22 protein-coding genes and 1 pseudogene are annotated in these 20,778 nt (G+C 56.2%); 6 read left to right on the forward strand and 17 right to left on the reverse strand.

The features are described from left to right. Positions 1-200: 200 nt before the first annotated feature. Both IM265_RS03130 and IM265_RS03135 read left to right on the forward strand, forming a co-directional pair. A complete protein-coding gene (locus tag IM265_RS03130) occupies positions 201-644 on the forward strand; it encodes a PACE efflux transporter (RefSeq protein ID WP_193030639.1) in 444 nt (147 codons plus the stop codon). Between the two features lie 99 nt (positions 645-743). After that, positions 744-1,115, forward strand: coding sequence for a VOC family protein (locus IM265_RS03135; protein ID WP_028013164.1), 372 nt, complete (start codon positions 744-746; stop codon positions 1,113-1,115). A gap of 57 nt (positions 1,116-1,172) precedes the next feature. Here the strand turns inward: IM265_RS03135 and IM265_RS03140 are convergent, their stop codons facing one another. Beyond that, positions 1,173-1,928, reverse strand: a complete 756-nt coding sequence (locus IM265_RS03140; protein ID WP_193030637.1) for a DeoR/GlpR family DNA-binding transcription regulator — start codon at positions 1,926-1,928, stop codon at positions 1,173-1,175. 86 nt (positions 1,929-2,014) lie between these two features. Between IM265_RS03140 and IM265_RS03145 the strand changes: the two genes are divergently transcribed. Next, the gene (locus tag IM265_RS03145) at positions 2,015-2,599 is read left to right on the forward strand and encodes an NUDIX domain-containing protein (RefSeq protein ID WP_059357551.1); all 585 of its coding nucleotides are present in this window, start codon (positions 2,015-2,017) and stop codon (positions 2,597-2,599) included. An 83-nt stretch (positions 2,600-2,682) separates the two neighbouring features. Then, positions 2,683-3,441 carry a trans-aconitate 2-methyltransferase gene (gene tam / locus IM265_RS03150; RefSeq protein ID WP_193030635.1) on the forward strand — a complete coding sequence of 253 codons (759 nt, stop codon included), beginning with the start codon at positions 2,683-2,685 and terminating at the stop codon, positions 3,439-3,441. 6 nt (positions 3,442-3,447) lie between these two features. Here the strand turns inward: tam and IM265_RS03155 are convergent, their stop codons facing one another. From IM265_RS03155 to IM265_RS03180, 6 genes are all read right to left on the reverse strand, one after another. Then, complete coding sequence (locus IM265_RS03155; RefSeq protein WP_193030633.1) at positions 3,448-4,638, reverse strand: cytochrome c biogenesis protein/redoxin; 1,191 nt, start codon at positions 4,636-4,638, stop codon at positions 3,448-3,450. 136 nt (positions 4,639-4,774) lie between these two features. After that, positions 4,775-6,073: an ATP-binding protein gene (locus tag IM265_RS03160; protein ID WP_193030631.1), complete on the reverse strand. Its 1,299-nt coding sequence runs from the start codon at positions 6,071-6,073 to the stop codon at positions 4,775-4,777. Next, positions 6,070-6,810: a response regulator gene (locus IM265_RS03165; RefSeq protein WP_049137820.1), complete on the reverse strand. Its 741-nt coding sequence runs from the start codon at positions 6,808-6,810 to the stop codon at positions 6,070-6,072. Before IM265_RS03165 ends, IM265_RS03160 begins: the two co-directional genes overlap by 4 nt. A gap of 44 nt (positions 6,811-6,854) precedes the next feature. Then, on the reverse strand, positions 6,855-7,850 hold the full coding sequence (locus IM265_RS03170) for an alpha/beta fold hydrolase (RefSeq protein ID WP_193030629.1): 996 nt from the start codon (positions 7,848-7,850) through the stop codon (positions 6,855-6,857). A 145-nt stretch (positions 7,851-7,995) separates the two neighbouring features. Further along, positions 7,996-8,436 (reverse strand): GNAT family N-acetyltransferase, encoded by a 441-nt coding sequence (locus IM265_RS03175; protein ID WP_063154072.1) that lies wholly within the window; start codon positions 8,434-8,436, stop codon positions 7,996-7,998. Positions 8,437-8,448: 12 nt separating this feature from the next. Beyond that, positions 8,449-8,919: a GNAT family N-acetyltransferase gene (locus tag IM265_RS03180; RefSeq protein ID WP_063154070.1), complete on the reverse strand. Its 471-nt coding sequence runs from the start codon at positions 8,917-8,919 to the stop codon at positions 8,449-8,451. Positions 8,920-9,063: 144 nt separating this feature from the next. On the opposite strand from IM265_RS03180, the gene IM265_RS03185 reads away from it, so the two are divergent. After that, complete coding sequence (locus IM265_RS03185) at positions 9,064-9,612, forward strand: GNAT family N-acetyltransferase (RefSeq protein WP_028013154.1); 549 nt, start codon at positions 9,064-9,066, stop codon at positions 9,610-9,612. On the opposite strand, the pseudogene IM265_RS03190 reads toward IM265_RS03185, so the two are convergent. The 8 genes and pseudogenes from IM265_RS03190 to sad all read right to left on the reverse strand — a co-directional run bounded on the left by IM265_RS03190 (position 9,600) and on the right by sad (position 18,465). Next, positions 9,600-10,514 (reverse strand): annotated as a pseudogene (locus IM265_RS03190) (bestrophin family protein). The gene IM265_RS03185 and the pseudogene IM265_RS03190 sit on opposite strands and share 13 nt — an antisense overlap. Positions 10,515-10,714: 200 nt before the next feature. Then, a complete protein-coding gene (locus tag IM265_RS03195; RefSeq protein ID WP_193030626.1) occupies positions 10,715-12,166 on the reverse strand; it encodes a tagaturonate reductase in 1,452 nt (483 codons plus the stop codon). 116 nt (positions 12,167-12,282) lie between these two features. Next, positions 12,283-12,810 carry a GNAT family N-acetyltransferase gene (locus tag IM265_RS03200; protein ID WP_193030624.1) on the reverse strand — a complete coding sequence of 176 codons (528 nt, stop codon included), beginning with the start codon at positions 12,808-12,810 and terminating at the stop codon, positions 12,283-12,285. 82 nt (positions 12,811-12,892) lie between these two features. After that, a complete protein-coding gene (locus IM265_RS03205) occupies positions 12,893-13,858 on the reverse strand; it encodes a sensor domain-containing diguanylate cyclase (RefSeq protein WP_028013150.1) in 966 nt (321 codons plus the stop codon). 170 nt (positions 13,859-14,028) lie between these two features. After that, positions 14,029-14,391, reverse strand: coding sequence for a DUF4186 domain-containing protein (locus IM265_RS03210; RefSeq protein WP_193030621.1), 363 nt, complete (start codon positions 14,389-14,391; stop codon positions 14,029-14,031). Next, positions 14,391-15,317: a glutaminase B gene (gene glsB / locus IM265_RS03215; protein ID WP_028013148.1), complete on the reverse strand. Its 927-nt coding sequence runs from the start codon at positions 15,315-15,317 to the stop codon at positions 14,391-14,393. Before glsB ends, IM265_RS03210 begins: the two co-directional genes overlap by 1 nt. A 62-nt stretch (positions 15,318-15,379) precedes the next feature. Continuing rightward, on the reverse strand, positions 15,380-16,969 hold the full coding sequence (locus IM265_RS03220; RefSeq protein ID WP_041909985.1) for a methyl-accepting chemotaxis protein: 1,590 nt from the start codon (positions 16,967-16,969) through the stop codon (positions 15,380-15,382). Positions 16,970-17,076: 107 nt separating this feature from the next. Continuing rightward, positions 17,077-18,465, reverse strand: coding sequence for a succinate-semialdehyde dehydrogenase (sad, locus tag IM265_RS03225; protein ID WP_193030619.1), 1,389 nt, complete (start codon positions 18,463-18,465; stop codon positions 17,077-17,079). A 98-nt stretch (positions 18,466-18,563) separates the two neighbouring features. Between sad and IM265_RS03230 the strand changes: the two genes are divergently transcribed. Next, positions 18,564-19,442 (forward strand): LysR family transcriptional regulator, encoded by an 879-nt coding sequence (locus IM265_RS03230; protein WP_028013145.1) that lies wholly within the window; start codon positions 18,564-18,566, stop codon positions 19,440-19,442. Here IM265_RS03230 and IM265_RS03235 read toward each other — a convergent pair. Further along, positions 19,396-19,878: a GNAT family N-acetyltransferase gene (locus tag IM265_RS03235; RefSeq protein ID WP_047368544.1), complete on the reverse strand. Its 483-nt coding sequence runs from the start codon at positions 19,876-19,878 to the stop codon at positions 19,396-19,398. The genes IM265_RS03230 and IM265_RS03235 overlap by 47 nt on opposite strands. 90 nt (positions 19,879-19,968) lie before the next feature. Further along, positions 19,969-20,763 (reverse strand): PhzF family phenazine biosynthesis protein, encoded by a 795-nt coding sequence (locus tag IM265_RS03240; RefSeq protein WP_048999560.1) that lies wholly within the window; start codon positions 20,761-20,763, stop codon positions 19,969-19,971. Positions 20,764-20,778 lie beyond the last annotated feature (15 nt).

Genomic DNA, 20,778 nt, shown 5'->3' on the forward strand with positions numbered 1-20,778 from the left:
TACCTCCTGAGGCACGGCAATATTCTTATTTAACATAATATACATTATGCGCACCAATGTAATGCCAGTCAAAATCTGCCTTTCTACGGTCGTGATTCCCCCGGTTCATTGATAGCTTGTGAAATCCCAACCTCTACGTTTATCCAATGTTAAAAGACGTTTGATATACTCCTGGCTTTGACCACCGCTGCTGTAGACTTATGGAAATCGAACTCAATAAAAGCTTCAAAGAAAGGATTTTCCACGCTGTCATTTTTGAAGTGACGGCCAACGTTATCATCGCTCTGTCTCTTGCGTGGCTGATGAACGTTTCGGTACTCCAGTCGGGTTCGTTGTCGGTGATATCTGCACTTACCGCAACGGTCTGGAATTTTTTCTTCAATAAGTTCTTTGACTCCCTTCAGAAAAAACATCAGTTTCAACGAACGTTTCTCGTTCGCGCCATCCATGCAGTTGGGTTTGAAACGGGCCTTATCATCTCCTTAATCCCTGTGGCAATGTTCATGCTGAATTTAACGATCGCGGAGGCATTTTTTGTTGAGATTGGCCTTGTACTGTTTTTCCTGCCATACACGATGCTTTTTAACTGGCTCTATGATTATCTGCGTTGGACATTCGTAGGGAGTAAACGGTCTGCTGTGTAGCGAGTATTGATATCGGTCACATTCACAACCCCTTGATCGTATTGGACTCCACTCTCTTTCTATACTTCTCATTTCACCATCACTTTTGAGGAGTCCATAATGTTTGATCATGTAAAATTCGGCGTCAGCGATTATGAGAAAAGTAAAACCTTCTTCCTCATGTCGCTTCAACCGCTCGGTGTCGAACTCGTCGATGAAGGCTCTCCTGACTATGGCGTCGAAATGAGTTCCGGCGATGTTTCTCTTTGCCTTTTTCAGTCGAATGATAAACCCGCTCCGCTTCATCTGGCCTTTGTGGCCACGACACGCCAGCAGGTTGATGACTTTTACCATGCCGCGCTGCGCGCAGGCGGACGCGACAATGGCGCACCGGGATTGCGCTCCTACGGTAAAAATTACTATGCCGCATTTGTCATTGCCCCTGATGGTCATAATATCGAAGCGGTATGCCATGCCCCCGAAGAAAGATAACTTAATTTCACCCGCTTGCGAGTACCCGCGCCAGCCAGTTTTCTGGCTGGCTCACGCTCAGGCCAATACGACTGATACCCCTTTTTCCGATACCGCATTGACCCAGTCGCGGTCGGTATCGCCTTCGACGACAATCGTATTCGCCAGCGCCACATCGCCAATAACAAATGATGACGCCGTATTTATTTTTTCCGGCGACGCCAGGACAACCGTCTCGGCGGCTCTGCCGGAAAATGCACGTTTGATGCACGCCTCTTCGAAATCTCCGGTCGTCAGCCCTGCTTCCGGATGGATACCGGTCACGCCCATAAAGAACAGATCCGCATGAATGTTTTCGATACCTTCGATGGCCGCCGCGCCGACGGCGACAATCGAGTGTTTATACAAACGGCCGCCGATCAGAATCACCTCAATAAAAGGATGATTAACAAGCCCCAGGGCAATGCTCGGACTGTGCGTCACCACGGTAATACGCAGGTCTTGCGGTAAAAAGGCGAGCAATTCTGAAGTGGTCGTTCCACCGTCAACGATCACCACCTGGCCCGAAGAAATCAGCTGCGCCCCCTTCTGCGCCACCTTTCTTTTGGCATCCATTTTAACGGACTGTCGTTCCGCGAAAGGCACAGTAGCGGAAGACGACGGCAGCGCGCCGCCGTGAACCCGCTGTAAACGCCCTTCTGCCGCCAGCTCGCGCAAATCGCGTCGGATGGTGTCTTCAGAGACGTCGAAGAGAACGCTAAGCGCTTTAGACTGGACCTGTCCTTCGGCGCCGAGCTTTTCAAGGATCAACTGTTTTCGCTGACTGGTGAGCATGATGTATTCCTGATGTTGCATGTTTAATCTTGAAAGTGCACGATAATGCTGATATTGATAGTTACTCTACGTAAGGAGGACGAAACGTGCAATCAAAACGTGCAGATGTGCGCATCATTGACAGTGAAACCCTGTCCGATAACTGGTACTTACTTAAAAAATATACCTTTGACCTGCAAAGACGCGATGGCGAATGGCAGCGGCAAACGCGTGAAGTATATGACCGGGGGAACGGCGCCACGATCCTGCTCTACAACCGTGACCAAAAAACGGTGATTCTGACCCGCCAGTTCCGCTTCCCGGTCTTTATTAATGGCCATGAGGACAATCTGATTGAAGCGGCGGCCGGCCTGCTTGATAACATGGATCCGGAAAGCCGCATTAAAGCAGAGGCGGAAGAAGAGACCGGATTTAACGTGTCGAGCGTGCAGAAAATCTTTGAAGCCTACATGAGCCCAGGCTCCGTAACGGAGAAACTCTATTTCTATATTGCCGAGTATCAGCCGAAGGACAAAACCAGCGCAGGCGGCGGTATCAAAGCCGAGGGAGAAGATATCGACGTGCTGGAAATGCCCTTTGAAGAGGCCTTGCGGGGAATTGATACGGGCAAAATCGTCGACGGAAAAACCATCATGCTGCTCTACCATATTGCACTGAAAGGCATTCTGTAACCTGCCGCTCGCCCGACGCCTGTCCCGGTGCAGGTGTCGGCCTGTGCTATCCTTGCTGAAACACGCAAAACGGAGATCTGAAGATGGCCGACTGGAACCCTTCGCTTTATCTGCAATACGGCGCTGAACGAACGCGCCCTGCCGCCGAGCTGCTTGCCAGAATTCCCCTGAGTGACGTTGCCACCATTGCCGATTTGGGCTGCGGGCCGGGAAACAGCACCGCGCTGTTGCAGCATCGCTGGCCAAAAGCGCAGATTGTCGGCGTCGATAACTCACCGGCTATGCTGGAAGAGGCGCGCAGCGCACTGCCCGACTGTCAGTTCGTTGAGGCCGATATCCGCCAGTTCAGGCCAGGCCAGCCGTTGAACCTCATCTATGCGAACGCATCCCTACAGTGGATACCTGACCATTACGATCTCCTGCCGCATCTGGCGTCACTGCTCGCGCTCAATGGCGTGCTGGCGATCCAGATGCCGGACAACTGGCTTGAACCCACGCATGTGGCGATGCGTGAAGTGGCGCTGGAGCAAGGCTACCCGGACCGTGGCCGCGAGCCGCTGCCTGGCGTGCATGCCTATTACGATATCCTGTCGGAGGCCGGCTGCGATGTGGATATCTGGCGGACAACCTATTTCCATAAAATGAGTTCGCACCAGGCCATTATTGACTGGGTCAGCGCGACCGGTTTACGCCCGTGGCTCCAGGAACTGAACGAGAGCGAGCAGCAACGTTTCCTGAAACGCTACAATGAACTGCTGGAAGAGCAGTATCCGCTCCAGGAAAACGGGCAGATACTGCTGGCTTTTCCTCGACTGTTTATGGTTGCCCAGCGTCAGCCCTGAACGGCGCTATGAACGGGCCTCTTTGAGCAGCTGCTGGATAACCTTTTCCTGCTGCTCATAATTCCCTTCGCCAAACGAGGTATAGCGTAGCTGACCTTTAGCATCGAAATAGTAGTGCGCGGGCCAGTACTGGTTGCCGAAAGCGTTCCAGATCTGATAGTTGTTGTCCGTCACAACCCGGTACGGCAGTTGCCATTTATTTACCGCGTTTTTCACCGAGGCGATCGGTTTCTCCCAGGGGTATTCAGGCGTGTGTACCCCTATGACGACCAGGCCCTGAGACTGGTATTTTGTTGCCCAGTCGCGCACGTGCGGAAGCGTATGCTGGCAGTTAATGCAGTCCCAGGTCCAGAAATCGATAAGTACCACCTTCCCGCGCAGTGATTCAGACGTGACAGGGTCACCATTTACCCACCCTGTTCCACCGCTTAATGAAGGCAGCTGGCTGCTGGGCTCGGTCATGACGACCGGTTGAAGCTTCGCTGGTTGCGCGGCGGGCTTTGCCAGATTCAGCAGCGCGGTTTCAAGACGATTCGCGACGCCGTTTGCGCCTTGCAGAACAGACGTCATCCCCGTTGCGTTAAAGACAACGGCCGCTAACATCACCACACCTGCTCCCTGACGTAATTTTTCCATCAGCGCCGATCTTGCTCTCAGCGGCGCCATCAGCGTGCGGCCTCCGAAAACGAGCAGGCCCAGCATCAGCGCGCAGCCGCTACCATAGGCGGCCAGCAAGGCTCCTGTGGCAATGGCCGAGTGTCCGGCAATATTGATGCTGAAAATGGCGCCCAGAATCGGTCCCGCGCAGGGAGACCAGAGCAGCCCGACGGCAAGCCCGGCCAGAAAAGCCGATGCCATACCACGCGTTTGCCCGCTTCGGGTGTTGAGGACATTTCCCGCGCTGACTGCCGGCCCGGCGATACGCTGGGCAAAGGCAGGATAAATTAAGGCCAGCGCGGCCGTGGCCAGGACGATAAGCGCGATCCAGCGCCCGACGATAGTTGCCTCTGCTATCCACTCGCTGGCGACGGTGACGACCATCGCCACCAGGGTGAACATGACGATCATCCCCGCGAGCAGCGCCAGAATATGTCGCCGCTGTCCCTGAAAACCGGCGAACAGGAGAGGAATTACCGGGAGCGTACATGGACTGAGCAGGCTTATCATCCCGCCCAGGAAAGCAATTATCAGAAACATAGACACCTCACAATACAAGTCCTGCGACGCTGCAGTGAGGCTATTTCATCGTGCGGATGTGTTCAGGATATGTGTAAAAGCGTGGGTTTTTGTCTGGCTCTGTATCGGCCACGCGGGGAGATACAGAACCGTACAATTAAAGGCGCGGGAGAGTAATCGAAACGTCCAGCCCGCCCTCTGCGCGGTTCTCCAGCTTTAGCTTTCCGTCCAGCTGAGCGGTGAGCTGCGCTGCGATCGCCAGGCCGAGTCCTGTCCCGCCGGTGTCGCGGTTGCGTGATGTTTCAACCCGATAAAACGGCTGTAATACCGCCTCCAGCTCGGCATCCGGTATCCCAGGCCCGCCGTCTATGATGTGAATCACCACCTCTCCGTCAGCCGAGTCATCAATGCTAATGGTGGCGTAGTCGCCAAATTTCAGGGCGTTATCCAGCAGGTTGGTCATCACCCGGCGCAGCGCCTGTGGACGCGTGACGATGGGCAAACGGTTTTCGCCTGCCTGAAACTGCACGTTTTTACCGATGTCCTGATAATCGCAGGCGATGCTGTTTATCCAGGCGTTCAGCTCCAGCTTCAGCGAGGTCTCTTCCAGTGATTCTGATGACCGGGCATACGCAATACCCTCCCGCACCAGACGCGACATGTTATCAAGGTCGTTTAAGAGCTTGTCGCGCAGGTCAGGCTGATCCGCCATTTCAACACGAAGCTTCATGCGGGTAATGGGCGTCTGGAGATCGTGCGATATGGATGCCAGGATCTGCGCCCGCTCCCTGAGATAGGACTGAATGCGCGCCTGCATCGCGTTGAAGGCATGTGCTGCCCGCTGCACCTCGACCGGCCCCTTTTCCGTCATTGGCGTGTTGGCGGCCGGGTCCAGGGAGTCTACCGCGCGGGTAAACTGTGAAAAAGGCCGTATCACCTGGCGTACGGCGATCCAGGAGCAGGTAGCCAGCACGAGCAGCTGCAGAATAAGAACAACGGGCAGCCAGCTGGCGACCGGCGGCATCCGTGGGATCAGGTCAATGGTCAGCGGCGCGCCATCATGTAACGTGAGATGCGCCTGGATATGAGAAATGGCGCCGGGAACGGCGGTGAAGCTGAGAGGGTACTGTTCCGCAAGCGTCGCTTTTAAGGTTCGGATGGCGTCCCGGGAACGCTTGTCCGTCGGCGCGTTCCCGGGCTCTCCCGGCCCCAGAATATAGCGGTAGTTACCCCGTTCAAGGCGCGGCAACCAGGCCGCGCGCTCGCTGGCGGGTAAGCGGTCTAAAATAGCCACGCTGGTCGCGACATCGTATTCCAGATTACCGAGCATCACCGTTCGGGCGCTGTGCATTCGCTCTATCATGACCAGCGTCAGGCTCAGGGCATTGGCGAGCAACAGGCCGGGCAGCACGACGATCAGCAAGCGGGCCAGCAGCGAGCGAGGCCAGAGCGTCATTCGTTAGCCTCTATGATGGTGACCGGCATGGTAAACACATAGCCCTCGCTGCGCACGGTTTTAATATACGCGGGCGTACGGGCATCTTCATTCAGACGCTGGCGAACCCGGCTAACCAGCAGGTCGATTGAGCGTTCAAACAGCTCGGCGTCACGGCCCTGCGTCAGGTTGAGCAGCTGATCGCGGGTCAGCACCCGCTGCGGGTGGTCAAGGAAAACGCGCAGCAGGCGATACTCCGCCCCGCTGAGCGCCACAATCACCCCTTCCGGGTCGATCAGGTGGCGGGCAACGGTATCAAGCTGCCATTCGCCGAACGTCACCAGCCGCCCTGCTTCCGTCACCTGTAAATTGGGCGGCATCGTGCGAAAACGGCGTAAAATCGCTTTGATACGCGCCAGTAATTCTCGCGCGACGAAAGGCTTTACGACGTAATCGTCGGCTCCCATTTCCAGGCCCAGGATCCTGTCCGTCTCCTCGTTGCGCGCCGTCAGCATCAGGATGGGCAGATCTTTATATTTCCCGACGCGTAATTGCCGACACAGCGTAAGCCCGTCGTCGCCGGGCATCATAACGTCCAGCACCACCAGGTCGATATGCTGCTTGTCCAGCACGACGCGCATCTCTTTGCCGTTTGCCGCGCCAGAGGCGCGATAACCGGACTTAACGAGATAGTCGATAATCAGTTCACGAATATCCCTGTCGTCATCGACGACAAGGATATGATCAATATGCTCCACCGAAATCTCCAGACCGAAGGGTAACGTACTGAAAATAGCACATTTCAGAGTTTGTCAGCGTCAACAACTGCCATGATGAAATCCTGCGGATCTTCCTGAGGCGGATTGTGCCCCACGGTTGCGCCGAAGGTACGGTGTTCATACTTACCGGTGAATTTACCCGCGTAGGCCTGCGGTGCCGGATGCGGCGCCCCGTTGTTTCCGCCTTCGATGGTGATCGTCGGAACGGTGATATTCGGCAGCGTGGCCAGTTTTTGTTCGTAGGCGTCGTATTTGCGCTCGCCTTTTTCCAGCCCTAAGCGCCAGCGATAGTTGCTGAGCGTTACCGCAACGTGATCCGGGTTATCAAGGGATTTGGCGCTGGCGTTAAAGACAGCGTCGCTAAATTTCCAGTCAGGTGAGGCCTGAGACCAGATCAAACGAGCGAAGTCATGCGTGTTTTTGGCATAGCCTTCAGCGCCGCGCTCGGTAGCGAAATAGAACTGATACCACCACTGCTGCTCCGCTTTTGGCGGCAACGGCTGTTTACCAATCTGCTGGCTGCTGATGAGATAACCGCTTACCGAAACGAGCGACTTAACGCGCTCTGGCCACAGCGCCGCAACGATATCGGCCGTACGGGCACCCCAGTCATAGCCTGCAAACACCGCCTGCTTGATATTCAGGGCGTCCATCAGGTTCACGATATCTTTCGCCATTGCGGAAGGCTGGCCGTTGCGCGGCGTTTTTGCCGACAGGAAGCGCGTAGTGCCGTAGCCGCGCAGAGAAGGCACAATCACGCGATAGCCTTTTGCCGCCAGCGCAGGCGCGACTTCAGCGTAGCTGTGAATATCGTAGGGCCAGCCGTGTAACAGAATGACCGGTTGGCCGTCTTTAGGACCAATGTCGACATACCCGACGTTAAGATCGCCGGCGTTAATTTGCTGTGGACGATCGAAAGCCGCCGCTAAGTTAGTGCCGGTGACTTCGGCCTGACATGACATGACGGTGCCAAGGGAAACGGTGAGAGCAAGCGTTGAATAAGCGAGTTTGCTGAACATGTTGGTATCTCCGGTTGAGTACAATTCACGGGGATATAACAACAGTTCAATGTATAGCGGATATGTGCGGAAACGCGTTTATTGCAAGCCTGTGTATGTATCTGGAACACGGATACAGTGTGATACAAACACAGGCGTTTTTGCCTTAAAGGGAGAGACGATAGCGGACGTAATCGTCAGCGTCACCGTATCGATCGTAGAGTTTACGTGCCGGATTGTTCTCCCGGGTAACCCAGTAGAGCTTTGACCACCCTTCGCGCTTGCCTTCCGCTATCAAGGCATCAATCAGCGCCTTACCCGCTCCCGCGCCGCGCTCGGCTGCATCAACAAACAGATCTTCCAGGTAGCAGATGGGCGCGGTTGACCAGGTTCCTTCGTGCAGAACACACATTGCGAAACCGATGACCTTTGCGTCTTTCTCTACCACGCGGCAGAACATCGGTGAATGCGTTGAGAGCGCCCTTTCCCATGTCGATGCGGTAACGGACTCCTCGAGGTAGCAATCATAAAAATGGGTATAGCCATCCCACAGCGGTCGCCACTGGAGATAGTCGTCTTCGCGTAGAGGTCTTACCGTGACAGCCATGCGTTCCTCACATTACAAGTCGATTGCCATTTCAAAACAGCGTAAATCAGCCCCCGCCATACGCGAGTGATGATAGTTTTCGCGCAGCGTCACAAACCCCAGCTTCTGATAAAAGGTGTGGGCGTTAGGCGTTGCATCCAGCCTTAGGCGGGTTATCCCCCGGCTGCGCGCCTCGTGTGTAAGCGCCTCGATAATTCGGGTCGCCATGCCTTTTCCGGTGGCTGAAGGCAAGGTGAATATGGCCTCCAGACAATGGGTATCAAGATCCAGATAGCCGGTAGCCGCAATGACGCCCTTCTCGTCTTCCACCACGTAAAAAGGGTAATCAATGACCATTTGACGGTAATGTTCGGGCATAAGATCCGGCGTCCAGCGTGCAATCACGTCAGCGTCGTAGCTGGTTTTGCAGCCGTGACGAATCGCCTGATTGCGTATATTCCAGAGTATTTCGGCTTCCTGTGGATGAGCAGTTCGTAACGTCATATCACCTCTTCAATATTTCGCCATGAAAGAGACGTTGCCCATTTTTGGTAGTGAATAACCACAGCACGCCTCACCAGAATGTGATAGAGATGAAAATACCAGAACGCAAACAAAAACATAACGCTTAAATAAGGAGATCCGCAGATGACAATACCGACCCTCACGACAGAACGTCTCCTGCTGAAACCGCTGGTCGCCGAAGATGCGGTTCAGATTCAAAAGCTGTATCCGCGCTGGGAGATCGTTCGCTATTTGGTCTCTTCCGTGCCCTGGCCCTACCCGGATAATGGCGCGGAAAACTATGTGAATAACGTCGCGCTGCCGGATATGGCAAAAGGGATAGCCTGGATCTGGAGCATCCGCCGTCGTGAGGTGCCGGATGCGTTGATGGGGATTATCTGTCTGTACGATGTTGACGATAATAACCGCGGATTCTGGCTGGCGCCGGAGTTTCAGGGACAGGGATATATGCGTGAGGCCAGCATTGCCGCGACGGATTACTGGTTTAATACGCTCAACAAACCCGTTTTGCGGGCGCCGAAGGCCGCCGCGAACAGCCGCTCCCGTCGTATTTCAGACAGCAGCGGCATGCGGCTCATCAGAACGGAAAAGAAAGCCTACGTCAGCGGGATATTGGACTCCGAACTGTGGGAGATCACCCGCGACGAGTGGAACGCCCATCAGGTCAGCTGATAGTGCTTATCCGGCATCAGCCTTTCCGGAATGTTCTCTTCATCGTTCATCTGCAGCAGATCGCGTTCCATCATGTTGCAGATGGCGTCCAGCGGAAGGTCGTTATCTTCTGTGCCAAACGGGTCTTCCAGCTCTTACGCCAGGGTGTCCAGCGAGATAAAGGTGTATGAGATCAGCGCCGAGACAAACGGCGTCATGTAGTGCAGATCCACAACCAGCGCGAACGGCAGCATGATGCAGAACAGATACACCGTGCGGTGCAAAATCAGCGTATAGGCAAACGGCACTGGCGTTGTCGCAATCCGTTCACAGCCGGAAAGGACGATGGACATATCGTTCAGGCGGTTGTTAAGGCTGTGGAACAGGATGTCCGAAAGCTGCCCGTTACGCCGCCGCACGGCCAGCCACTCCCCCATGACCAGCAAAATACGGTTCGCCGGCGAGTTGGCGCCCATTACCTGAGCTAAAACGTCCTGGGCAAGATAGCGAGAGAGCTGGTCAGCGTTCATTTCCCGGCGCAGGGTCATGCGCAGGCAGTTGGCAAAGGCGATCTGCAGGCGGACAAATTCCCCCAGGTGCTTATCGTCCGGCAAGGTGTTTTTTACCTCGCGAAACAGCGAGCGTGCCGCTATCATCAGTTGCCCCCACAGCTGGCGAGCCTCAACGTAGCGTGAATAGCAGGCGTTGTTTCTGAAACCAAGAAAGATTGCGATCGCCACGCCGAGAATGCTAAATGGCGCCACGGTAAATTTGATGCCCAGCGAGGTATACCACGGCAGCATCAGGATAACGGCGATAGAAAGCAGGAAGTTGAGCAGCAGTCGGGTATAGATTTTGGGGAGTACCGAACCGTGCCAGACGAAAATCAGTTGTAGCCAGTGCTGTTTAGGACGAACAATCATAGTGAGTATCAGGCAAGAAAAGAGCGTGGCTATTAAACGTGATCCCCATCACGGTTGCAAGCATGTTAACGGAACATTGCATTCTCTCACCTGAAGAATGAAAACCGCACGGTGCTGCATTTGATTTTTAAAACACGGTAAATAGTATGTTGTAACTAAAATAATGCCTGTTTAAACCCGGCCGAAGCCGGGTCACGTAATTAGCAAAGCGGCTTCACCGCTGCGCGCATGCCCTTCAGCAGAATGGCATCAAGATCCCGCGTCACCTGGTCAACCAGACCGTCCACCTTCGTCAGGTCCTGCTCCCAGTGCGCTTCTACGCTCAGCACGGCGTGCACCAGTTCGCGGGTAGCGAGCTGATTATCGCGATGCTGCGCCCATAGCTGTTGATAACGTTCCAGCCAGAACGCATCATCCTGCACCGGATAGTTCTCTCCGTTACGCTCCGCGCGATAAAATGCGATCAGTGCCGCTATCGCAAACGTCAGACGCGCTGGCAGTTGACCTGAGGCCTTCTGCCCTGCCAGCAACTGCGGAAGAATACGCGTGCGATACTTGGTCATGCCGTTGAGCGCGATGGAAAGCAGCTGGTGTCTGATGTAGGGATTTCGAAAACGCCCTGTTACCGCGCTGGCGAACGACTCCAGTTCGTCGCGGGGCAAATCGAGAACCGGAATAATTTCCTCATAAATTGCTTTTTCGACGAAAGCGCATACGTCTTCATCATTCATCGCCTCGCCAACCGTGTCCAGCCCGGCCTGATAGGCCACCGGTACCAGCGCCGTGTGCGCACCGTTGAGAATGGCGACTTTACGCTCTTTATAGGGCTTGATGTCGTCGACAATCAGCACGTTTAACGGGTACTTATCCAGGCGCAGTTCACCAGCCAGCGAGGCTGGCCCCTGAATGACAAACAGATAAAAGTGTTCAGCCGTGTCCAGGAACCCATCGTGATAACCCAGCCCGGCCTCAAGCGTGTCCACTTCATCGCGCGGGTAACCGGTTACGATACGGTCAACCAGCGTTGAGCAGAAGTGGTTTGCCTCGTTCAGCCACTGGATAAATGCGGCAGGCAGCGCCCACTCCTGGGCATAGCGCAACACAAGTTCACGCAATGCGTCACCGTTGTAGTCAATCAGTTCACACGGAATGATTACCCACCCCTTGTCAGGCGCGCCGTTAAAGTGGCTAAAGCGCTCAAACAGCAGGCGCGTTAGCTTCGCCGGGTAGCTGACGGCAGGCGCATCGTCGAACTTATCCCCCGCGTGATAGCTGATTCCGGCTTCGGTGGTGTTCGAGAAAACAAAGCGCATATCCGGACTGTGTGCCAGTTTCAGAAAGGCGTCGTAATCGTCGTAGACGCTGATTTCACGGTTAACAGAGCGGATAAGTCGGGCTTCACTCACCTCTTCGCCCTGCTCATTCAGGCCACGAATGATGGTGGTGTACAACCCATCCTGCGTGTTCAGCGACGGGGGGAAGTCGCTCTGAATAGGACGAACGATAACCACACCGGCGTTGAGATCGGTATGTTCATTCAAAAGGTCAATTTGCCAGTCGACAAACGCACGCAGGAAATTGCCTTCGCCAAACTGAATAATGCGTTCGGGGTACTGCGCACCGGGAAAATCACGACGGTTGAGCGTGTTCACAAGAGGGTTCCTTTTATGATTAGTCATACAGCCTGATAAGATTGGTACGATAACTTATCAAAACTTTACGACCAGAAACCCTGTTTCGATCAATCCCCGGCGTGGTTGTGAAAAAATTATAAGAATTTATAGAACACCGACGTGGCCGTCATAGCGCCGTCCGGCATCAGGGCGTAGCGCGGGATCTCACCGACCTTTTGCCAGCCGGCACGCTGGTAGAAGGTTTCGGCGCCGCTGCCGGTGGATGTATCGAGCACCAGAACCGAAATGTTTCTGGCCCGGGCCTCAGCTTCCAGCGCTTCCATCAGCGCCATTGCGGCCCCTTTTCGACGCGCTTTTTCATGAACCAACAGCTTTGCCACGTCCGCACGGTGCGGCTGGTTTTCCGGCTGGTCGGTAATCAGTTGCACCGTGCCGATGACGCCCTCCTGCGGATCAATACTGGCCAGCACCACGCGCTCGTTGCGCCCTACGCTGTCAGCTATGCCGAGCCAGAATGAACGGGCCTTCTCCAGGTTAAAGGGCAGCATAAAGCTGACGGATGCGCCGCCGTTTACGCAGTTTTCGAGGATCCCGGCCAACGCATCAAGATGAATGAGAATGTCGTCGCGGGTGAGGTTTTTGATTTGCAGTGAGGTATTCATTATTTGTCCTTACATTGAATACCCTCACTTTGCATTTAACATTTTATTAACGCAAACGGAACGGTCATACGCTTTTGTTATGTCATCTGGCCCGCTGCCGCTGCTGCTTCATGGCATACATTTTTTCATCGGCATCTTTAAGCCACTGCTGCAGGTCGTTGCCGTTATGATCGAATTCGCTCAGCCCCCAGGAGAACAGAAGCGACCACGGATGTAGCTTGCGTGCATTGTAGTTTTCGACCTGCTCGGCGAGATACTGCATGGCAATCCACGCGCCCTTCTCATCCGTATCAGCAAACAGCACGGCAAACTCATCGCCACCAAAACGAACCAGCATATCCGCTTCGCGGAAAGAGGCGCGCATCAGTTGCGCCATGGTCTTTAACGCCTTATCCCCCTCTTCGTGCCCGTAGCGATCGTTAATCTCCTTGAAACGATCCAGATCCAGCCAGCCGAGCGTTAACGGCTCAGCCCGGCGTCGGGCGATGGAGAGCGTGAACCGCACGAGCTGGTTAAAGCCCCGTCGGTTGAATAATCCGGTCAATTCATCCGTGGTCGCCGCGCTGATTGCCGCAAACTCATCTTCAGCCAGCGCGCCCAAATCCCCCAACACGGCGAGATCGGTCGCTGAGAACTCCCGCGGTGCGTAGTCAATCAGGCAAAGCGAGCCAACGCTTGCGCCGTTGCGTAAGCGCAGCGGAAAGCCTGCGTAAAACCGCACGCGAGGTTCGCCGGCCACCAGCGGGTTATCCGCAAAACGATCGTCCTGAAGCATATCCCCGACGATCAGCGGTGCTTCGGTGAGGATGGTATGGCCACAAAAAGAGATGTTGCGCGGAACGGAATCGGGGGCCTGCCCATCCGCCGACTTAACGATCAGCGTATGCTCATCAATAAGGTTGACCATGGCCAGCGGTACCTGGAAAAAGCGTTTTGCCAGACGCGTTAAGCGGTCAAACGCCGGGGAACTGTCAATCTCAAGCAGACCCGATTCGCGCAGCGCGTTAAGTCTGTCAATTTCATTTTCAGGTGTTGCAGGTGCTTTCATAATGTCTCCTGACGTAAAGCGTTACTCAAAGCGTAGCTTAAACCGAGACATTGTCAGCGTTCGACGTCCTGTTAAGCCGCTATCCATTTCACGTCAATGCGTTATGACGATTTGCTCGTCCGCCAGCCGGGTACGAGGCTGCAGGCGGTAAGCGCAGAACGCATTAAATATCATTTTTGGGCGTTCATCTGTATCACCAGCCAGCGGTGGATCACGCTGACGATATAATGTTGCTGCTGCGCGCTCAGCTGCACGCCCTGGGGAATGTTATGCCATTTTGCCAGACAGCCCCGACAGCAGGTCGCGGTGGCATGCTGGGCGATAAACACCGGGTGGCCACGCATGGGCGTCTGCTTGCCGTCGTTTGCGGGTTGCGCGGGTGCAAGGCGTTTAGCGACAAAATCGGCGGCATGCTGGTCAATGGTTTCGGGGCCTTTGTCCCAGCAGTACTGTCGTTCCTTATTGCCCAAGCGGAAGCGCGAGCGAAACGTCGATCGCGCCAGGCGGGAAAAGGGAGGATCCAGGTCAGACATCAGTATACAGAACGTCCCAGGCGCTGGGTCAGTTTCTCCAGAACCGCCACGCCGGCAAGTGAATTTCCCGTTTCATCCAGCTCCGGGCTCCAGACGGCAATCGCCATTTCATGCGGCACAATTGCCACCACCCCGCCGCCAACGCCCGATTTGGCCGGAAGGCCAACCCGCCAGGCAAACTCCCCGGCGTTCTGATACATGCCGCTGGTAGCCATCAGGGCGTTAACCTGACGCGCCTGAAGCGGGGAAACCACCTCCTGATCGAGATGCGGCGCGTGCCCCTGGTGCGCAAGGAACAGAAACGTCTGAGCCAGCTCAACGCAGTTCATCTTCAGGGCGCAATAATGGAAGTAGTTTTGCAGCACGGTCGCCACGTCGTTGTGGAAGTTACCGAAGGATTTCATCAGCCAGGCGATAGCCGCGTTGCGGGCGGAGTGTTCAAACTCCGAGCGCGCCACCACTGAATCATAGGCAATGTCGTCCACGCCAGAAAGCTGACGAACAATCTCAAGCATTCGCTGACGCGGTGCGCTGAGGCGGCTTTGCAGCATATCGCAGACCACCAGCGCCCCGGCGTTGATAAAAGGGTTACGCGGTTTACCCTGCTCGATTTCGAGCTGAAGCAGTGAGTTAAAGGGCTGGCCGGACGGATCTTTTCCCACGCGCTGCCAGATCTCTTCTTCCTCATACTGGCGCATCGCCGCGACCAGACTCAGCACTTTAGAAATAGACTGAATAGAAAAGCGTTCAGTGGCATCGCCTGCCTGGTATCGCTGTCCGTCTATGGTACAGATAGCGATGCCCAGCTTATTCCCGCTCACCGAGGCAAGGGCCGGAATGTAGTCGGCAACCTTCCCCTTTCCCAATAACGGACGAACCTGCGCCAGAATCTCGTCCAGCATCTCATTATGGATGACCGCAGCCACTCTTTGCTCCTTGCCCTCAGGCTAAAACGGGCTGCGAGTATAACAGAGGCTAATGTATTGCGTCAGGCGCTAAGACGAAAACGCGAAACGGCCTGCAATAAAAGATCGGACTGCTTTTGCAGGCGTTCAGAGGCCTCCGAGGCGTCAGAAACCAGCAGATCCGTCTGGCGCGAGACCTGATTCAGCGCCTGAAGCTGGCGCGTCATCTGGTGAATACTTTCTCCCTGACTGAGCGTGGCGGTCGAGATTTCATTCAGCAAACTGCTTAAATTGCCCACCAGACCGGTGACCTGCTGCAGGTTCTCTTCCATCAGATTCACGGCGCGGGAGCCGTCTTCAATGCCCTGCACGGAGCGGTTGATCAACTCCTGAATGGTCTGCGTCGAGTGGCTGCTCTTTCGCGCCAGTAGCCCGACTTCCCGGGCTACGACGGCAAACCCGCGCCCCTGGTTTCCGGCATGGGCGGCCTCAATGGCGGCGTTAAGCGCCAGAATGTTAGTCTGAAACGCCACGCTGTCGATCATCGCCACGATCCCGCGCATCTCGGACGATCGCTCAACGATCGCCTGCATGGAGGCATTCACGGTCGACATCATCTGGTCGCCCCCTACGGCAGCCTGACGCGCTTCATCCGCGCGCGAGCTGGCGAGGCGGGCATAGCCGGTATTCCCTTCCACGTGGGTTTCCAGCGCCGCGATATGCGCTGTAACCTCCTCCAGCTCCTTTGCCTGACGCGCCGACTGCTGGTACAGCTTCTGGTTTCCCTCCGCGAGGGAGCCAATGTTCTCCACCATCGTGGCTGTGGCGTGGCTGACCTGCGTCACCAGCTGCTGCAAGCCGCGCTGCATGGTGGCAACGCTGTCGCTAAGCTGCCCCGTCTCCCGGTTAAAGCGCATCACGTTTGGCGGCGTGCCGGAGAGATCTCCAGCGGCCAGCCGGTTAATATGTGCAATAAGCCGACGCAACGGCGTAATCACCCACCTGGACATGCCGAACCAGACGGCTGCGGCGATGGCGAGTAGCAGAACCGGCGCCAGCAGGAACAACGTTTGCAGACCGGAGAGCTGCGCCATTAAGGCCTGACGCCCCTGCATGGCCTGCTTCTCGCTGGCCTGCTGATAGCGCGCGTAGTTGTCGTTAAAGTCGGTCTGAAACGCCTGTGCTGGCACGGCAAAAAAGGCATCAATCGAGTTGGTTCTGACAAGCGCTTCCGATTGCTCCTTAATGGCATCGTAGAAAAGCTGGTAACTGTTAATCAGCGCCTCATCTTTTGGCGGGCTGAGCGCCAGCCAGGCCTTCCATGCCTGCTGAGAAACCGCCAGCGACTTTTGTGCGTCGTCCATCAGGCTGTGCCAGCTTCCTTCCGAGCCGGTTTCTTTATCCTGCATAAACCAGACGCCGGAGCGGTTGAGCAGATCGCTCGCCGCCAGCAGGGAGACGCGCGCCAGATCCAGCTTGCTCTGCTGCTGATACGCCAGCAGGTTTTGCCGTTCATTGCGCTGAGCTTCCTTCAGGGAGGCGTTCAGCAGAAAGGATGAGGAGAGCTGCAGCGCGGAGAAAAGGCCAATAATACAAAAGATACCCGTCAGCAGGCCAAACTGGCGAGGGATAAGACGCTGCGCAATACGGCGAAAAATTTGCGTTAGGTTCATAATTTTCTTCAGTAACAAGACGTTAGACGCGTGCGAGTCTACGAAACGAAAATGACAGAACCATTGCAGATAAATGACAACGGCCCTCGTGATGAGGGCCGAATAAATTACACGCGATCCTTCCACACCGTCTGCACATTACAGAACTCGTGCAAACCAAAATGGGAAAGCTCGCGGCCAAAGCCACTTTTCTTCACGCCACCAAAGGCCACGCGCGCGTCGCTGGCGCTGTATCCGTTGATAAACACCCCACCGCACTCCAGCTCGCGAGAGAATTTATCCGCAAGCGCTGCGTCGGCGGTGAAGACCGTGGCAGACAGGCCAAAGTCGCTGTCATTGGCAAGCGTCAGGGCGTGCGCCGCGTCTTTCGCAACCGTAATGGCCGCGACCGGACCAAACAGCTCCTGGCGGAAGGCCGTCATCGATGGGGTGACGTTCGCCAGCACGGTTGGCGCGTAATAATTCCCCTCACCGCTGATTTTCTCTCCCCCCAGAAGCAGCGTTGCCCCTTCTGCCAGGCTCGCCTGCACCTGCTGATGCAGTTCATCGCGCAGATCATAGCGCGCCATCGGGCCAAGGTAGTTATCTTCTTCATCCGGCGCGCCCATCTTTAACGCGGCGACGGCGTCAACGAAGCGTCGGGTAAAGGTGTCTGCAATACCCTCTTCCACAATGAACCGTTTGGCCGCCGCGCACACCTGCCCGGTATTCTGGTAGCGCCCTGCTACCGCCGCCTTCACGGCAAGATCCAGGTCGGCATCATTGAGAACGATGAACGGGTCAGAACCCCCCAGCTCAAGAACGCATTTTTTCAGCGCCGCCCCCGCCTGCGCGCCAATGGCGGCCCCGGCGCGCACGCTGCCGGTGACGGTTACCGCCGCAATGCGACGATCGTTAATCGCCTGGCTTACGCCGTCATTGGTGGCGTTCACCCAGCCGAATACCCCTTCAGGGAAGCCGGCGTCCGCAAAAATCTGCGCGATAAGTTCCGCCGAGCCGAGCACGTTGGGCGCGTGTTTGAGCAGATAGCTATTACCTGCCAGCAGGATCGGCACCGCGCCGCGCAGCACCTGCCAGAGCGGGAAGTTCCACGGCATCACCGCCAGAATTGGCCCCAGCGGACGATACTCGATGACCGCGTTGTTATTCTCGACCTGCGTGGGTTCAGCATTCAGCATCGCCGGGCCATGTTCGGCATACCAGTCGCAGAGGCCCGCTGATTTCGCCACTTCCGCCCGCGCCTGCTGAATGGGTTTTCCCATCTCGCGGGACATCATCCGGGCCATCTCTTCCGCGTGACCGCGCAGCGCGGTGCCGAGATCGCGCAGCTTCTGCGCCCGGTGGGCTACGCTTTCGCACCGCCAGTGACGAAAGCCCGCATCAGCCAGCGCTATGGCACGTTCAACCTCTTCCTGCGTCGCCCACGGATACGAGGCGAGCGTTTCACCCGTTGCAGGGTTAACGGACAGAGCATGTGTAGCAGATGAATATTTCATGATGTTCTCCACGCATTTCGGTTGATTAAGTGTGGCTCACTCTGCTATTTCTTAAAAATGAATAATACTGACCACCTTATTCACGAAACGAGAATGCTATGGACTTAACCCAGCTTGAAATGTTCAACGCCGTCGCGCTGACGGGCAGCATCACCCAGGCGGCGCAGAAAGTGCATCGCGTTCCTTCGAATCTGACGACCCGCATCCGCCAGCTGGAGGCCGATCTTGGCGTGGAGCTGTTTATCCGTGAGAACCAGCGTTTGCGCTTATCTCCCGCCGGACATAACTTCCTGCGCTACAGCAGGCAGATCCTGGCGCTGGTGGATGAAGCGCGCATGGTCGTCGCGGGCGATGAGCCGCAGGGGCTGTTTGCCCTCGGCGCGCTGGAGAGCACCGCCGCCGTGCGCATCCCTGAGACGCTGGCGCAGTTTAACCAGCGCTATCCGCGCATCCAGTTTGCCCTTTCTACCGGGCCGTCCGGGACGATGATTGATGGCGTACTGGAGGGAACCCTGAGCGCCGCCTTTGTCGACGGGCCGCTGTCGCACCCGGAGCTGGAGGGGATGCCGGTCTACCGGGAAGAGATGATGCTGGTCACCCCTGCCGGGCAGACAGAGGTAACGCGCGCTGCGCAGGTGAGCGGCAGTGATGTTTATGCCTTTCGCGCAAACTGCTCGTATCGCCGACACCTGGAGAGCTGGTTTCATGCAGACAGAGCCGCGCCGGGACGCATTCATGAGATGGAGTCCTATCACGGCATGCTCGCCTGCGTCATCGCGGGCGCGGGCATCGCGCTGATGCCGCGCTCAATGCTGGAAAGTATGCCGGGCCACCATCAGGTTGAAGCCTGGCCGCTGGCGGAAAACTGGCGCTGGCTCACTACCTGGCTGGTGTGGCGACGCGGGGCGATGACCCGCCAGCTGGAAGCGTTTATAGCGCTGCTAAACGAACGTCTTCAACCAGCGCCTTCTCCATAAACAGGCTGAGCGGATCGTCCACATACGGGGCAAACGCCGGACGCCGATCGTAGCCGCTTCGTTCATAAAGACGAATCGCGGCATGCTGTTTGATGCCCGTTTCCAGCCGTACGGTATGGCAGTGACGGCTCAGGGCCTCATCTTCCAGCGCGGCCAGCAGCTTCTCAGCCAGATGTTGCCCGCGATGGGCCGGATCGATATAAACCCGCTTCATCTCCCCCGTTCCGTCGCCGTTGAGCACGATAGCTCCACAGCCAACGGCCTGAAGCTGCGGGTCGCGGACGATCATCAGGATAAGGGATGTCGCGGGCAGTTCTGAAAGATCGAGCAGATGGTTGCTTTCGGCGGGATAGAGTTCGCTCTGATAACGGTCGAGGGCCGCAATCAGCATAAGAATGTCCGGGTGACGTGCAGATTCAGAGGTAATGGAATACATGGCAGGCTCCTTGCTTTATTTGTGATACTCAATGTCAACATAGCGCAGGCCTGCCAGGCTGCTTCATAGTATTAACTTATCGCGCAGCCGCTAGCGTAAAAAGATCCGCCCTTTCAGGTACAGGGTGGCCTGGCCGGCAATGAGTACGCGGTCGCCCTTCAGCTCGCAGCGAAGATCCCCGCCGCGGTAAGACACCTGGCGGGCGTTGAGCGACGTCTTACCCAGCCTTTCACTCCAGTAGGGGATCAGCATGCTGTGCGTGGACCCGGTAACCGGATCCTCCGGCACCCCTTCGCCCGGGCAGAAAAAGCGGCTGACGAAGTCATATTCCCCTTCGCCCGGCGCGGTTACGCAGACCATTTTGCCCAGCGGAACCATCGCGCCAATATCCGGCATTAATGCCTCCACCTGCTGCTGGCTCTCCAGCACCACGAGGTAGTCTCGCCCGACGCGCACCTCTTTTGCCGCCGGGATGCCCAGCGCGCTAAACAGTGCAGGCGGTGGGTTATCGACGACCTCCGTGGACCATGCGGGGAAATTCAGCGTCAGCCAGTCGCCGCTGCGTTTGACCGTCAGCTCCCCCACGAAGCGCGTGGTAAAGTGGATTTCCGTGTGCGGATAGTCCAGATACTCAAAAATGACGTGTGATGCCGCGAGGGTCGCATGGCCGCAGAGGTTAATTTCATGCAGCGTGGTGAACCAGCGCAGTTCAAATCCGCCGTCGGTACGCACAAAAAACGCGGTCTCCGACTGGTTATGCTGCTGTGCCATTTTGAGAAGCGTCTCGTCCGGCAGCCACTCTTCCAGAGGACATACCGCTGCCGCGTTGCCGCCAAAGGTTTTGTCGCTGAAGGCATCCACCAGATAAAAATCAATTTCCCGCATTGTCTCTTCCTCTTT

Source organism: Enterobacter cloacae complex sp. P17RS (assembly GCF_014895885.1).
In the GTDB taxonomy this organism is placed as follows: Bacteria; Pseudomonadota; Gammaproteobacteria; order Enterobacterales; family Enterobacteriaceae; genus Enterobacter; species Enterobacter bugandensis.

Coding starts and splice junctions, on each gene's coding strand:
- IM265_RS03140 (WP_193030637.1), bottom strand. CDS start 1,928: ATGCTCACCAGTCAGCGAAAACAGTTGATCCTTGAAAAGCTCGGCGCC.
- IM265_RS03155 (WP_193030633.1), bottom strand. CDS start 4,638: ATGTTTCTGATAATTGCTTTCCTGGGCGGGATGATAAGCCTGCTCAGT.
- IM265_RS03205 (WP_028013150.1), bottom strand. CDS start 13,858: ATGAAAGCACCTGCAACACCTGAAAATGAAATTGACAGACTTAACGCG.
- IM265_RS03185 (WP_028013154.1), top strand. CDS start 9,064: ATGACAATACCGACCCTCACGACAGAACGTCTCCTGCTGAAACCGCTG.
- IM265_RS03130 (WP_193030639.1), top strand. CDS start 201: ATGGAAATCGAACTCAATAAAAGCTTCAAAGAAAGGATTTTCCACGCT.
- IM265_RS03200 (WP_193030624.1), bottom strand. CDS start 12,810: ATGAATACCTCACTGCAAATCAAAAACCTCACCCGCGACGACATTCTC.
- sad (WP_193030619.1), bottom strand. CDS start 18,465: ATGAAATATTCATCTGCTACACATGCTCTGTCCGTTAACCCTGCAACG.
- IM265_RS03135 (WP_028013164.1), top strand. CDS start 744: ATGTTTGATCATGTAAAATTCGGCGTCAGCGATTATGAGAAAAGTAAA.
- IM265_RS03210 (WP_193030621.1), bottom strand. CDS start 14,391: ATGTCTGACCTGGATCCTCCCTTTTCCCGCCTGGCGCGATCGACGTTT.
- tam (WP_193030635.1), top strand. CDS start 2,683: ATGGCCGACTGGAACCCTTCGCTTTATCTGCAATACGGCGCTGAACGA.
- IM265_RS03180 (WP_063154070.1), bottom strand. CDS start 8,919: ATGACGTTACGAACTGCTCATCCACAGGAAGCCGAAATACTCTGGAAT.
- IM265_RS03220 (WP_041909985.1), bottom strand. CDS start 16,969: ATGAACCTAACGCAAATTTTTCGCCGTATTGCGCAGCGTCTTATCCCT.
- IM265_RS03175 (WP_063154072.1), bottom strand. CDS start 8,436: ATGGCTGTCACGGTAAGACCTCTACGCGAAGACGACTATCTCCAGTGG.
- IM265_RS03240 (WP_048999560.1), bottom strand. CDS start 20,763: ATGCGGGAAATTGATTTTTATCTGGTGGATGCCTTCAGCGACAAAACC.
- IM265_RS03230 (WP_028013145.1), top strand. CDS start 18,564: ATGGACTTAACCCAGCTTGAAATGTTCAACGCCGTCGCGCTGACGGGC.
- IM265_RS03235 (WP_047368544.1), bottom strand. CDS start 19,878: ATGTATTCCATTACCTCTGAATCTGCACGTCACCCGGACATTCTTATG.
- IM265_RS03170 (WP_193030629.1), bottom strand. CDS start 7,850: ATGTTCAGCAAACTCGCTTATTCAACGCTTGCTCTCACCGTTTCCCTT.
- IM265_RS03160 (WP_193030631.1), bottom strand. CDS start 6,073: ATGACGCTCTGGCCTCGCTCGCTGCTGGCCCGCTTGCTGATCGTCGTG.